Raw genomic sequence first — 13755 nt, 5'->3', positions numbered from 1 at the left:
CACCGCCCGGGCACGCGCGTGCGCATCCCGTGAACCGGTGCCGGGCGCGTGGTCGATAGAGGGGGTGTGAGACTGTTCCGCCCCGTGGGGGGCCAGCGGGAGAAGGACGGCGACGGGGACGCGGCACTGCTGCGGGCCGTCGCGGCGGGCGATCCGGCGGCCATGGCCGATCTGTACGACCGGCACGCCGGCTGGCTGCACGCGCGGCTGACCCGGCGCTGTGCCGATCCGGAGGTCGTCCGGGAGGTGCTGCAGGACACGTTCGTCACCGTGTGGCGGTCGGCGGCCGGGCACCGCGGGCAGGAGGCCGGCGGCTGGCTGTGGACGATCGCGGCACGGCGGCTGGTCGACGCGCGGCGGGCGCAGGAGCGGGCCGCGCGGGTGGCGGGTGCGCCGCTGGAGTCCGCGGACGGCGTCCACGAACCCGCCGCGGCGCCCTCCGCCGAGGACAGGGTGCTGGCCGGTCTCGAGTACGGGGACGTCGGCGCCGCGCTGGACCGGATCTCCCCCGAGCTGCGCGAGGTGCTGCGGGCGACCGTCGTCGACGGGCTGAGCACCCGGGAGGCGGCCCGGCTGCTCGGCATACCCGAGGGCACCGTCAAGTCCCGTGCCCGGCGCGCCCGTACGGAGCTGCGGTCGGCGCTGGCCCATCTGAACCCGTCCCCGCTGGGAGGTACGGCATGATCCACGGCAACGCGCACGTCTGGCACGCCTCGGCCGGCCTCGTCGCCCGGTATGCCGACGGCTCCCTGGCGGAGCCGGACGCGTGGTCCCTGGAGAAGCACCTGGAGTACTGCCCGGGATGCGCGGCGCTGGTGTCGCGGGCGGTGCGCGGCACGGCCGCGGGGACGGTCTTGGACGAGGTGCGGGAGACGGTGCTGGGGGCGGCGCCCGCGGGGGCGGCGCGCTTCGTGGCGGCTCCGGCGCTGTCCCGGCGGGCCCGGCTGCTCTGGGCCGCCGGGCCGGCCGTGCGGGGGGCGTGGCTGCCTGCCGTGCTGCTCGTCGCGGTGGGGGCGATGGCCCTGGGGTACGGGGGCGGCGTGCCCGGCGCTCGGGCGCTGCTGCTGGCGATCGCGCCCGTGGTGCCCGTGGCCGGGGTCGCGCTGTCCTACGGGCCGCACGCCGACCCGCTGTACGAGGTGGCGGCGGCCAGCCCGGCCGGCGGGCTGCGTCTGGCGCTGACCCGGACGGCCGCCGTGCTCGCGGTGAGCCTGCCGCTGCTGACCGTGGCCGGGCTGCTGCTGCCCGCCTCCGGCGCCCCGGCCGCCGCGGCCTGGCTGCTGCCGGGGCTGGCCCTGACCCTGGGCACGCTCGCCCTGGCCTCCTTCACCGGCTGCCGTACGGCGGCCGGGGTCACGGCCGGGGGCTGGCTGTGCGCCGTCGGCGTGCCCGTGTCCGGTACCCCGGGCGGCGAGGTCACCACGCCTCTGACCGAGCAGCTGTCCCGCTGCTTCGACGGTGCGGGGGCGCAGGGCGCGTGGGCGGCGGCGGCCGTCCTGAGCGCCGCCCTCCTCACGGCCCGCCGCCCGGCCTACGACCGCCTGCTCCGCCGGTGATCGCGGGCCCTGCGGCGCCGCCCGGCCCCTGACCGCATCACCCGCGAGCACCCCGAACCAGCCCGGCGGACGCCGCGCCCGGACCGGGGCCCCGCGGCCTTGGTGTCGCGGGGCGACCATCACGGGGCCGGCCGCCCCCTGGCCACCGGGCCGGCGGTCCGAGCACCGCCGGTCCGCCCCGATCACCCGATCCCGGGCGGCACGATGGCAGCCGCCGCGACGCCCCCCGGGGACGCCGCATGCGCCCCCTGGGCCACGCCCCTCGGGAACGCGAACCCACCGGAACCGAACCACGCACCACCCACCACGGCGGCAGCCACCGCGCCGCCCCGCTGACGATCACCTGATCCGCCGACGCTCCGCCACCACCCCGGTGGCCCGGCCCCGGCAAGCCATCTCTGGAGACCCCTTGAGTTCCATACTCGTGTCCGGCCTGCGGGTCCGGCACCGGAAGCACCTCGCGCTGGACGGCGTCGATCTGGACCTGGGCACCGGTGTGCACGGGCTGCTCGGGCCGAACGGTGCCGGGAAGACCTCACTGATCCGGGTCCTGGCCACCGTGGCCCGGCCGTCCGCCGGGCGGGTGGAGATCCTCGGCCAGGACACCGCCGGCCACCGCGGGCGGTCCGCGGTCCGGCGCCGGCTGGGCTATCTGCCGCAGGAGTTCGGCTACTACCCCGGCTTCACGGTGCGGGAGTTCGTCGCGTACGTGGCGTGGCTGAAGGAGATGCCCGCCGCGCGCGTCCCGGCCGCCGTGGCGGACGCCGTGGCCCGGGTTGGTCTCGCGGACCGCGCCGACGCGAAGATCCGCACCCTGTCCGGGGGCATGGTCCGCCGGGTCGGCATCGCCCAGGCCATCGTCAACGAGCCGAGCGTGCTGCTGCTGGACGAGCCCACCGCCGGTCTCGACCCGGAGCAGCGGGTGGAGTTCCGCGAGCTGCTGCGCGAACTCGGCACCGCGGCCACGGTGGTCGTCTCCACCCACCTGGTGGAGGACGTGGCCGCCGCCTGCACGGAGGTCACCCTCCTCGACGGGGGCCGGATCGCCTACCGCGGCACCCCGCATGCGCTCACGCGGATGGGCGAGACCTCGGGCGGGCCCGGCGACCACCCGATCGAGCGCGGTTACACGGCCGCGCTGCGGGCCCACCGCGGCGGCGCGGGGACGCGGGAGTCGGTGCGATGAGCCTCGTGACCGACCAGAGGACACCCGTCGCGCGGGCGCCCCATCCGCTGCGCGCTCAGTCCCTGCGCGGATTCCCGCCCTTCGCCGGGGCCGCCGTACTGCTCACCCTCGGTGTGCTGCTGGCCGGCTCCGCCGCCCGCTGGCAGGGCGGCTGGGCGGAGACCGCAACCCAGACGCACATCACCGTGCTGATCGCCGCCCCGTTGGCCGCCGCCGCGGGCTGCTGGCAGGGCGGACGGGAGCGGCGGCGGCGTACCGAGGAGCTGTGGGGGACGGCCGTCCGGGGGCGGCTCGCCCGGTTCCTGGCCTCGGCGCTGCCCGTCACGCTCTGGACGGCCGCCGGCTATCTGGCCGCGGCGGGCCTCGCGATGCTCGCCACCTGGCCCTACGCGCAGGGCGACCGGCCGCACCCCGAGCTGCTGTCCGGTGACACCGTGGCGGTGGCGGCGGCCGCGCTGCTCGGGCATGTGGTGGGGCGGGCCGTGCCCACCCGGCTGGCCGCGCCGGTGCTGGCGATCGCCGGGTACGTGGGGCTCGGCGTGCCGTCGGTGAGTCATTCGGGCTCCGCGCGGCATCTCAATCCGGCGTTCCCGGTCCTGGCCCCCGACGCCCCGGTGTGGTGGCAGCCGGTCTCGATGGCCGTGTGGACCGCGGGCCTGGCGTTCGGCGCCGTGCTGGCGTACGCGGCGCGGCGCCGGGTGACGGCCCTGCTGCCGCTGGCCGCCGCCGTGGCCGCGGGGGCGGTGCTGACGCAGACCGGGGACGGTCTGTGGCACGAGGCCCCGCTCGCGCGCCGGCAGGTCTGCGACACCTCCACCACGCCGGCGGTCTGCGTGAACGCCCGGTACGCGGGGATGCTGCCGCAGGTCACCGAGGCCCTGTCGGGCGTCACGGGCAGGCTCGAGGGGGTACGGAACCTGCCGGTGCGGTGGGAGGAGCGCGACCACGAGTCGCACGACGCCGAGGCCCAGCTGCCCAACCTCACGCCGCTGGGCTGGTCGGTGGTACGGGGCCGGCTGACCGATCCGCGGGAGTTCGCGTGGGAGGCGACGGCGGCCCTGGAACGGCGCCCCGACTGCCTGCACTCCACGGAGCGGATGCGCCGGGCCGACGACGCCGTGGAGGCGTACCTCGCCCCCAGTCCGGCGCAGGAGAGGTTCGACGAGATCGATGCCCGTGGCGACGCGGCTCGCCGCGCCGACCTCCGCAAGCGCCTCGCCGCCCGGGCCGAGCTGGCCGGAATGGGCGCGGAGGAGCGCCGGGACTGGCTGTCGGCGTACTTCGCGACGGCGGGCACCTGTGATGTGAAGGGGGTGCCCGCCCTGTGAACGGCCCCCTCCTCTACGCCCGTTCCCGCGCCCTCCCCCTCACTCTGCTCGCGCTGGCCGGCACCACCGCCTTCGCGGTGTGGGCCGCCGGCCGCCTGGACGCCTATCTCGACCCCTACCGCCGGGTGCCGGTCGTCGCCCTGGCTCCGCTGCTGGCGGCCGCCGTCATCGGCACGAGCCTGTACTCGGCGTCGGACGAGCTGGACCGGACGGCCGTACGGCCCTGGTGGCCGCGGCGGCTGGCGCAGCTCGGGGCGCTGACCGCGCTGGCGGCACTGGTGCTGCCGCTGGCGGTGCTCGGGCACGCGGAGACCTTCGGGCCGCCCGCGGTCGTCCGCAACACCCTCGGGTGCACCGGTGTCACGGCCGCCGCGGCCGTCCTGCTGGGCGCCAGGCTGAGCTGGCTGCCCGCCTTCGGCTATGTGACGGCCGTCTATCTGGCCTCCTCGGGGGCGCGCGGGCGCGCGGTCACGGTGTGGGCGTGGCCGATGCAACCGGGCGCGCAACCGGGCGCCTGGGCCGCGGCGCTGACCGCGTTCGTGGTGGGCGCCGGGCTGTACGCGGTGCGCGGGGCGCGTGCCGAAGGCCCCCGCGGCTGAACGAGGCGCCGTCCGGCCACGGGGTGCGCGAAGGCCCGGAATCGTCAGGCTGAGATGCCGTCGATCCGGGCCATGGCGTCGTCCGCGCCGTACGGCTGCAAGTAGGGCAGCCAGCGCGGGTCCCTGTGGCCGGTGCCGATGATGCGCCAGGCCAGACCGGTGGGCGGGGCGGGTTTGTGGCGCAGCCGCCAGCCGATCTCGACGAGGTGGCGGTCGGCCTTCACGTGGTTGCAGCGGCGGCACGAGGCCACCACGTTGTCCCAGACGTGCTTGCCCCCGCGGCTGCGCGGGATGACGTGGTCGACGCTGGTTGCGACGCCACCGCAGTACATGCACCGGCCCCCGTCGCGCGCGAACAGCGCCCGGCGGGTGAGAGGAACGGGACCCCGGTAGGGAACCCGTACGAAACGCTTCAGCCGGACCACGCTGGGTGCGGAGACTGTGACGGTCGCGCTGTGCATAAAGGCGCCGGATTCCTCGAGGGAGACGGCCTTGTTCTCCAGGACGAGGACGAGCGCGCGGCGGAGCGGTACGACGCCGAGCGGCTCGTACGACGCGTTGAGGACCAGGACGTGCGGCACGGGTGCCTCCTTGGGCGTCGGCGGCGCGTGGCTCGCGCCGGGACGATCTGCAGTCAGTCTCCCCTCATGCCTGGTGAACGCGCCACCATGTCCCGGTAACGGGCTGGGAGTGTTTTCGACCACACCTGATGTGTCCCCCGGATCATGGCGTGTTCAAGCCCAGGTGAGACCCGTCTCCCTTGGGCGGAACGGCGCGGAGCACACACAATGCCCCGTTAGTGTGTTGGTTCTGTCCGTCCGGTGACCTTTTCGTGATCCCGAAGACCTTGACCGCCCCGCCGGAACGGACCGCGCAGCACCATGGAGGTACCTGCCGTGTCATTGCCCGTCGTCCTCGCGGCCGCCGGCGCGTCCCCCTCGCCGTCCCCCTCCGGTTCGACGACGCCGCCCGTTCCCAGCCTGCAGGACGCCCAGGAACACGCGACGAACGCCGCGAGCTGGGTGGAGCAGAACTGGTCGACCTGGCTGGCGATGGGTCTGCAGATCGTGCTGGTCGTGGTCGTGGCGGTGGCGCTCAGAGCGGTGGTGCGGCGGGCGATCACCAAGCTGATCGAACGCATGACCCGGACGGTGCAGGCCTCGGAGGGCAGCGCGCTGGGCGGGCTGCTGGTCAACGTCGAGCGGCGCCGGCAGCGGTCGGCGGCGATCGGCTCCGTGCTGCGCTCGGTGGCCAGCTTCCTGATCCTCGGCACGGCCGCGCTGATGGTGCTGTCCACCTTCAAGATCAACCTGGCGCCGCTGCTGGCCTCGGCCGGTGTGGCGGGCGTGGCGATCGGTTTCGGCGCCCGGAACCTGGTCACGGACTTCCTCTCCGGCGTCTTCATGATCCTGGAGGACCAGTACGGCGTCGGCGACATCATCGACGCGGGCGTGGCCTCCGGCGAGGTGATCGAGGTCGGGCTGCGGGTGACCAAGCTGCGCGGTGACGGCGGCGAGATCTGGTACGTCCGCAACGGCGAGGTCAAGCGGATCGGCAACCTCTCGCAGGGCTGGGCGACCGCCGGGGTCGAAGTGACCGTGCGGGCGAGCGAGGACCTGGACCGGGTGAAGACCATCCTGGACGAGGTCGCCGAGAAGATGAGCAAGGAAGAGCCCTGGAACGAGCTGCTGTGGGGCCAGGTCGAGGTGCTGGGCCTGGACAGCGTGCTGATCGACTCCATGGTGCTGCGGCTGACGGCGCGGACCATGCCCGGCAAGTCGGTGGCCGTGGAGCGCGAGCTGCGCTGGCGGGTCAAGCGGGCCTTCGACGCGGCGAGCATCCGCATCGTGGGCGGCGCGACGGCCGTGGAGGACGTCGAGGACGCCCCGGATCCGGCCGCGGCGGTGGCGGCGCCGTCGGTCTACGCCAACGCGGAGTCCCCGCAGTCGGTGGCGGCGACCCCGATCACCCCTCAGCGCCCGGCCCCTCCCGGCAAGTAGCGAAGCGGTCGCGCGCGGCGCCGCCGGCGCCCGGGCCCCACGCCCCCGAGGTAACGACTCCGTTGCCTCGGGGGCGTTGTCTATTGACGCCCTCTTCGTCCTGGGCTTACGTTCCTCCCACGCCAATAGGAAAGTTTCCTAACAGTGATCTTCCGGGCGCCCGTTGATCAAGGCTGGACGTCATGCCCGGCGCACTGAAAAGCTGGGCAGTTGGAAAGGCAGGTGTCGACCGCATGGCAGGAACCGCCGGTACGCCGGGCACCCCGCGCGTCCTGCGCGCCATGAACGACCGTGCCGCGCTGGACCTCCTCCTGGAGCACGGGCCGCTGTCCCGTACCCGCATCGGCAAGCTCACCGGCCTGTCCAAGCCGACCGCGTCCCAGCTCCTGGCCCGCCTGGAGGCGGCCGGGCTGGTCCGGGCCACCGGCACCAGCGAGGGCCGGCCGGGCCCCAACGCCCAGCTGTACGCCGTGAACCCGGGCGCCGCCCACGCGGCCGGGCTCGATGTCACCCCGCACCGCATCCGCGCCGCCGTCGCCGACGTCACCGGCCGCACGGTCGGCGAGTACGAGCTGCCCACCCCGGGCCGGCGTCCGGCCCGGCCCGTCGTGCAGCAGGTCACCGAGGCCCTCGACGGCGCCGTGAAGGCCGCGGGTCTCACCCGGTCCGACGTGCACCGGCTGGTCATCGGCACCCCGGGCGCCTTCGACCCGGGCACCGGCCGGCTGCGCTACGCCTCGCACCTGCCCGGCTGGCACTCCCCCAGCCTGCTCGACGAACTCGCCGCCGCGCTGCCGATGCCGGTCGAATACGAGAACGACGTCAACCTCGTCGCCATCGCCGAACAGCGGCTCGGCGCGGCCCGCGGTCACGCGGACTTCGTCCTGCTGTGGAACCAGGAGGGCATGGGCGCCGCCCTGGTGCTCGGCGGACGGCTGCACCGCGGCTGGACCGGCGGCGCCGGCGAGGTCGGCTTCCTGCCGGTGCCGGGCACCCCGCTGGTGCGCCAGGTGACCAAGGCCAACAGCGGCGGCTACCAGGAGCTGGCCGGCTCCCAGGCCGTACCGCGACTGGCCCGCGAACTCGGCATCACCGACCTGCCGGCGGGTCCGTACCCCGACGTGGCCGCGGCCCTCCTGGCGCGCGCGGCCGACCACGCCGGCGGACCGCACCGGGAACTGCTGCGGACCTACGCGACCCGGCTGGCCACCGGTCTCGCCTCACTGGTCTCCGTCCTCGACCCCGAACTCGTCGTCCTCAGCGGCTCCGCCCTGACGGCCGGCGGCGAGGTGCTGCGCGCCCTCGTCCAGGCCGAGCTCGAGGAACTCGCCGCGGCCCGCCCCCGGCTGGTCGTCGGCGACGTGACGGAACACCCCGTGCTGCGCGGCGCCCTGGAGTCCGCGCTCGCGACCACCCGCGACGAGGTCTTCGACACCTCACGCTGAGCGCCCGAGCCCCACCGAAGCACTCCCTCCTCACCCACCCCGTCCCCGGGAGACCTCGCCATGCCCACAGCCGTACCCAAAACCGCCCGAAAAGCGGCCTTCGCCCTGACCGCCTCGCTCGCCCTGCTCGCCACCGCCTGTACCGGCCAGTCGGGCTCCGGCGCCACCGACGACGCCTCCAAGGAGACGACGATCAACTTCTGGCACGCCTGGAGCGCGCCGAACGAGGTCAAGGCGGTGAAATCCCTGGTCGCAGGATTCGAGAAGGCCCACCCCAACATCCATGTGAACGTCGTCGGCAACATGACCGACGACAAGATCAACCAGGCCCTGCGCGCCGGCGGCGACCGGGCCCCCGACGTCATCTCCTCCTTCACCACCAACAACGTCGGCAAGTTCTGCTCGTCGGGCGCGCTGATCGACCTGAACCCCTTCTTCGAGAAGGCGGGCATCGACCCGGAGACGACCTTCCCGAAGGCGATGAACGAGTACACCCGGTTCGAGGGCGACCGCTGCACCGCGCCGCTGCTGGGCGACGCCTACGGCCTCTACTACAACAAGACGGCGTTCCGGAAGGCCGGCATCTCCGCCCCGCCGAAGACCTGGTCGGAGTTCGAGGCCGACGCCAGGAAGCTGACCGTCACGCGGGGCGACGGCTACGAGCAGCTCGGCTTCATGCCGGACTACCACGGCTGGGAGTCCACCACCGAGCACTACTTCGCCCAGTTCTCCCCGGTCTACTTCGGCAAGGACGGCAAGTCCCGCCTCGCCGAGGACCCCGCCTTCGAGAAGGGCTTCACGCTCCAGAAGCGGCTCGTCGACGAACTCGGCGGATTCCAGAAGCTGGAGCGGTTCCGGGCCACGCTCGGCGACGAGTGGGGCCCCAGGCACCCCTTCCACACCGGGCAGGTCGCCATGCAGCTCGACGGCGAGTGGCGGCTGGGCATGGCCGAGGAGGCCAAGCCGAAGTTCGAGATCGGGGTGGCCCCGCTGCCCGTCCCGGACGACCAGGCCGACCAGTACGGCAAGGGCTACATCACCGGCACCGTCACGGGCATCGCCGCCACCAGCCACAAGCAGAACGCGGCCTGGGAACTGGTGAAGTACATGACCACGGACACGGACGCGGTGGTCGGCTTCGCCAACGGCATCCACAACGTGCCCTCCACCCTGGCCGCGCTGAAGTCGCCGAAGCTGAAGTACGACCCGAGGTTCAAGACCTTCCTGGACATCGCCGCCGACCCGCACTCCACCACCACCCCCGCCTCGGTCAACGGCGGTGTGTACCTGGTGACGATCCAGCAGTTCGGGTACGACTACGAGAGCGGCAAGGTCACCGATCTGAAGGCCGGCCTGAGGAAGACGGCCGCGCAGATCGACACGGACATCGCGCAGGCGAAGTAGCCATGGCCGCGCCCACGTTGGGTTCCAGGCGCCGCAGGGCGGCGCTGCGCACGGCGGCCTTCATGTCGCCCTGGCTGATCGGCTTCGCGGTCTTCTTCGCGTACCCGCTGATCTCGACGGTCTACTTCTCCTTCATGCACTACGACGGCTTCCGGCCGCCGGCGTGGAGCGGCACGAAGAACTGGACCTACGTCTTCGAGCACTACCCGCTGTTCTGGCCCGCGCTGCGCAACACCCTGTGGCTGGTCGTGGTGATGGTGACGCTCCGGGTCGTCTTCGGGCTCGGGGTCGGGCTGCTCATCACGAGGATCAGGACGGGGGCCGGTGTCTTCCGCACCCTGTTCTACCTGCCCTATCTGGCCCCGCCGGTCGCCGCGACCATGGCCTTCGCCTTCCTGCTCAACCCCGGCACCGGCCCGGTCGACTCGGTCCTGGAGCGGATCGGCCTCCCGGCGCCGGGCTGGTTCAACGACCCCGCCTGGTCCAAGCCGGCCCTGACCCTGCTCGCCCTGTGGGGCATCGGCGACCTGATGGTCATCTTCATGGCAGCGCTGCTCGACGTACCGGCGGAGCAGTACGAGGCCGCCGAGCTGGACGGGGCGTCGGCGTGGCAGCGCTTCCGCTACGTCACCCTGCCGAACATCTCCCCGATCGTGATGTTCGCCGTGGTCACCGGCGTGATCCAGACGATGCAGTACTACACGCAGCCGCTGATCGCGGGAAAGGTCGCCTCGGGTGTGATCCAGGGCGCGGGCACCCAGTTCGAGCCCGGCTACCCGGACAAATCCACGCTCACCCTCCCCCAGCTCGTCTACAACCTCGGCTTCCAGCGCTTCGACTACGGCTCGGCGTGTGTCGTCGCGCTGGTCCTGTTCGCCCTGTCGATGGCGTTCACCGCGCTGCTGATGCGGCGCCGCGGCGGCCTCGTCCAGGCAGGTGACTGACCCATGACCCAGGTACTGGAGAAGCCGCTGAAGGCGGCCCCGGCCGTTCCGGGCGCCGAGCGGACGGCCCGGCGCCGGGCCCTGCTGGAGTGGATCGCGGTGCACTCCCTCGGGGTCGCAGCCGCGCTGTTCTTCACCCTTCCCTTCGTGTTCGTGTTCCTCACCTCGCTGATGAGCGACAGCCAGGCCCTGAGCCGGGATCTGGTCCCGCACACCTGGGAGTGGGGCAACTACCACGAGGTCCTCGCCACCCCGGGATTCCTCACCTGGTGGCGGAACACCCTGGTCTACGCCGGGCTCGGCACCGTGCTCACCGTGGCGTCCTCGATACCGGTGGCCTACGCGCTGGCCAAGTTCCGCTTCCGGGGCCGGAATCTGTCACTCATGCTGGTGATCTCGATGATGATGCTGCCCCCGCAGGTGGTCATCATCCCGATGTACCTGTTCTGGGCGAAGCAGCTCGGCCTGTCGGGCACCCTGTGGCCGCTGATCGTCCCGATGGCGTTCGGGGACGCGTTCTCCATCTTCCTGCTGCGCCAGTTCCTGATGACGATCCCGAACGAGTACGTGGACGCCGCGAAGGTGGACGGCTGCGGCGACCTCAGGACCCTGGTCCGGGTGGTGCTGCCGATGGCGAAGCCCGGCATCGCCGCCGTGGCCCTCTTCCAGTTCTTCTACGCCTGGAACGACTACTTCGGCCCGCAGATCTACGCCTCGGAGAACCCCGGTGCCTGGACACTGAGTTACGGCCTGGAGTCCTTCAAGGGCGCCCACCACACCGACTGGAACCTCACCATGGCCGCCACCGTGCTGGTCATGGCACCCGTGATCCTCGTGTTCTTCTTCGCCCAGAAGGCGTTCGTCGAGGGCGTCACCCTCACCGGAGTAAAGGGTTGATCCACGTATGAAACTCACCGTGGTCGGCGGCGGCTCGACCTACACCCCCGAACTCATCGACGGCTTCGCCCGGCTCAGGGACGCCCTGCCCGTCGAGGAACTCGTCCTCGTCGACCCGGACGCCGAGCGTCTGGAACTGGTGGGCGGCCTGGCCCGCCGGATCTTCGCCAGGCAGGGCCACGGCGGCCGCATCGTCACCACCTCCGACCTGGACGCGGGCGTGGACGGCGCCGACGCCGTACTGCTCCAGCTCCGGGTCGGCGGCCAGGCCGCCCGGCAGCGGGACGAGACCTGGCCGCTGGAGTGCGGCTGCATCGGCCAGGAGACGACCGGCGCAGGCGGCCTCGCCAAGGCGCTGCGCACGGTCCCGGTCGTCCTGGACATCGCCGAGCGCGTGCGCCGTACCAACCCGCGTGCCTGGATCATCGACTTCACCAACCCGGTCGGCATCGTCACCCGCGCCCTGCTGGAGGCCGGGCACCGGGCGGTCGGCCTGTGCAACGTGGCGATCGGGCTGCAGCGCAAGTTCGCGGCCCTGCTCGGCACCGACCCCAAGGACGTGCACCTGGAGCACGTGGGCCTGAACCACCTGACGTGGGAGACGGGCGTGCGGCTCGGCGGCCCCGAGGGCGCGGACGTCCTGCCCGAACTGCTCGCCCGGCACGGCGACGCCATCGCCGGTGACCTGCGCCTGCCCCGGCCCCTGCTGGACCGGCTGGGTGTGATCCCCTCCTACTACCTGCGCTACTACTACGCCCACGACGAGGTGGTGCGGGACCTGCGCACCAAGCCGTCCCGGGCGGCGGAGGTCGCCGCCATGGAGCGCGAGTTGCTGGCGATGTACGCCGATCCGTCCCTCGACGAGAAGCCGGCGCTGCTCGCCAAGCGGGGCGGCGCCTTCTACTCGGAGGCCGCCGTTGACCTGGCGGCGGCCCTGCTGGGCGGCGGCACGGGAAGCCCGTACCAGGTGGTCAACACGCTCAACCGGGGCACGCTGCCGTTCCTCCCGGACGACGCGGTGATCGAGGTGCAGGCGGCGGTCGGCCCGTCCGGTGCCGCGCCGCTCGCCGTGCCGGACCTCGACCCGCTGTACGCGGGCCTGGTGGCGAACGTGACGGCGTACGAGGAACTGGCGCTCCAGGCGGCGCTGCGGGGCGGCCGGGACCGGGTCTTCCGCGCCCTGCTGGCCCATCCGCTCGTCGGCCAGTACGAGTACGCCGAAGCCCTCACCGACCGGCTGGTCGCGCACAACCGGGAGCACCTCGCGTGGGCCTGATCCCGACCGTCCTCGCCATCGACGCGGGCAACAGCAAGACCGACGTGGCCGTGGTCACCGCCGGGGGCGAGGTGCTGGCCACCGCCCGCGGCGGCGGCTTCCGCCCGCCGGCGGTGGGTGTCGGCGCGGCCGTGGACGCCCTCGCCGAACCGGTCGCACGGGCGTTCGCGGACGCGGGCCTGACCACCGCCTCGCACGTCTCCGCCTGTCTCGCCAACGCCGATCTGCCGGTGGAGGAGGAGCAGTTGGCGGCCGCGCTGCACGCGCGCGCGTGGGGCGCCTCGGTGGAGGTCCGCAACGACACCTTCGCGATCCTGCGGGCGGGTGTGCCCGAGCCCAGGGGCGTGGCCGTGGTGTGCGGCGCGGGCATCAACTGCGTCGGGATGCGCCCCGACGGCCGCACCGCCCGCTTCCCGGCCATCGGGCGGATCTCCGGCGACTGGGGCGGCGGCTGGGGCCTGGCCGAGGAGGCCCTGTGGTACGCGGCCCGGGCGGAGGACGGCCGGGGCGAGGCGACCGAACTGGCCCGCGCCCTGCCCGCCCACTTCGGCCTGCCGTCCATGTACGCGCTGATCGAGGCCCTGCACCTGGGGCACGTCGAGCACGGCCGCCGGCACGAGCTGACCCCGGTGCTGTTCCGCACGGCCGCGCACGGGGACCGGGTCGCCCGCTCCCTCGTGGACCGTCTCGCGGAGGAGGTCGCGACAATGGCCACGGTGGCCCTGACCCGGCTCGACCTCCTGGGCGAACAGACCCCGGTCCTGCTGGGCGGCAGCGTCCTGAGCGCCGGTCACGCCCGGCTCGACGACGGCGTACGCGACCTGCTGGCGTCCCGCGCCCCCAAGGCGGACGTCCGCGTGGTCACGGCCGCCCCGGTCCTGGGCGCGGCCCTCCTGGGCCTGGACCACCTGCGCGCGCGGGAGGCGGCCCTGGAACGGGCCCGGGCCCACTGGGACACCGGGCGCTGACACCGGCCGGCGCCGCGCCGGCGGGCGCTCCGGACCAGGTGGCCGCGGGAACCGAACAGGTGCCCACGGCGTATTCATGGACAGGGGACGCAGCGATCCGATCAAGATCAAGCGAAGGCCGGTGCGGATGTCGGTCCGTGCCGCAATACTTG

At 73.4% G+C, this 13755-nt stretch carries 13 protein-coding genes; 12 read left to right on the top strand and 1 reads right to left on the bottom strand.

What is annotated here, in order from left to right; translation table 11 throughout:
* Positions 1-66 precede the first annotated feature (66 nt).
* The 5 genes from ABZ478_RS01675 to ABZ478_RS01655 all read left to right on the top strand — a co-directional run bounded on the left by ABZ478_RS01675 (position 67) and on the right by ABZ478_RS01655 (position 4669).
* Positions 67-684, top strand: coding sequence for an RNA polymerase sigma factor (locus ABZ478_RS01675; protein ID WP_359544515.1), 618 nt, complete (start codon positions 67-69; stop codon positions 682-684).
* Positions 681-1556: a zf-HC2 domain-containing protein gene (locus ABZ478_RS01670; protein WP_359544514.1), complete on the top strand. Its 876-nt coding sequence runs from the start codon at positions 681-683 to the stop codon at positions 1554-1556. The genes ABZ478_RS01675 and ABZ478_RS01670 overlap by 4 nt, the downstream gene beginning before the upstream one ends.
* Positions 1557-1965: 409 nt before the next feature.
* Positions 1966-2742: an ATP-binding cassette domain-containing protein gene (locus ABZ478_RS01665; protein ID WP_359544513.1), complete on the top strand. Its 777-nt coding sequence runs from the start codon at positions 1966-1968 to the stop codon at positions 2740-2742.
* Entirely contained in the window at positions 2739-4070 is a 1332-nt protein-coding gene (locus ABZ478_RS01660; RefSeq protein WP_359544512.1) for a hypothetical protein, read from the top strand. The genes ABZ478_RS01665 and ABZ478_RS01660 overlap by 4 nt, the downstream gene beginning before the upstream one ends.
* Entirely contained in the window at positions 4067-4669 is a 603-nt protein-coding gene (locus ABZ478_RS01655; RefSeq protein WP_359544511.1) for a hypothetical protein, read from the top strand. Before ABZ478_RS01660 ends, ABZ478_RS01655 begins: the two co-directional genes overlap by 4 nt.
* Before the next feature lie 44 nt (positions 4670-4713).
* On the opposite strand, the gene ABZ478_RS01650 is transcribed toward ABZ478_RS01655, so the two are convergent.
* Complete coding sequence (locus tag ABZ478_RS01650; protein ID WP_199210575.1) at positions 4714-5250, bottom strand: HNH endonuclease; 537 nt, start codon at positions 5248-5250, stop codon at positions 4714-4716.
* A 315-nt stretch (positions 5251-5565) separates the two neighbouring features.
* On the opposite strand from ABZ478_RS01650, the gene ABZ478_RS01645 reads away from it, so the two are divergent.
* From ABZ478_RS01645 to ABZ478_RS01615, 7 genes are all read left to right on the top strand, one after another.
* Positions 5566-6669: a mechanosensitive ion channel family protein gene (locus ABZ478_RS01645; protein WP_359544510.1), complete on the top strand. Its 1104-nt coding sequence runs from the start codon at positions 5566-5568 to the stop codon at positions 6667-6669.
* A gap of 233 nt (positions 6670-6902) precedes the next feature.
* Positions 6903-8114 carry an ROK family transcriptional regulator gene (locus tag ABZ478_RS01640; protein ID WP_359544509.1) on the top strand — a complete coding sequence of 404 codons (1212 nt, stop codon included), beginning with the start codon at positions 6903-6905 and terminating at the stop codon, positions 8112-8114.
* 60 nt (positions 8115-8174) lie between these two features.
* Complete coding sequence (locus ABZ478_RS01635; RefSeq protein WP_359544508.1) at positions 8175-9518, top strand: ABC transporter substrate-binding protein; 1344 nt, start codon at positions 8175-8177, stop codon at positions 9516-9518.
* A gap of 2 nt (positions 9519-9520) precedes the next feature.
* The gene (locus ABZ478_RS01630; protein WP_359544507.1) at positions 9521-10462 is read left to right on the top strand and encodes a sugar ABC transporter permease; all 942 of its coding nucleotides are present in this window, start codon (positions 9521-9523) and stop codon (positions 10460-10462) included.
* Between the two features lie 3 nt (positions 10463-10465).
* Positions 10466-11359 carry a carbohydrate ABC transporter permease gene (locus ABZ478_RS01625; RefSeq protein WP_359544506.1) on the top strand — a complete coding sequence of 298 codons (894 nt, stop codon included), beginning with the start codon at positions 10466-10468 and terminating at the stop codon, positions 11357-11359.
* 7 nt (positions 11360-11366) lie between these two features.
* A complete protein-coding gene (locus tag ABZ478_RS01620) occupies positions 11367-12635 on the top strand; it encodes a 6-phospho-beta-glucosidase (protein WP_358931465.1) in 1269 nt (422 codons plus the stop codon).
* Entirely contained in the window at positions 12626-13603 is a 978-nt protein-coding gene (locus ABZ478_RS01615) for a BadF/BadG/BcrA/BcrD ATPase family protein (protein WP_359544505.1), read from the top strand. Before ABZ478_RS01620 ends, ABZ478_RS01615 begins: the two co-directional genes overlap by 10 nt.
* Positions 13604-13755 lie beyond the last annotated feature (152 nt).

Source organism: Streptomyces sp. NPDC005706 (assembly GCF_040631045.1).
Classification (GTDB): Bacteria; Actinomycetota; Actinomycetes; order Streptomycetales; family Streptomycetaceae; genus Streptomyces.
This window is presented reverse-complemented; position numbering and strand designations above follow the sequence as displayed.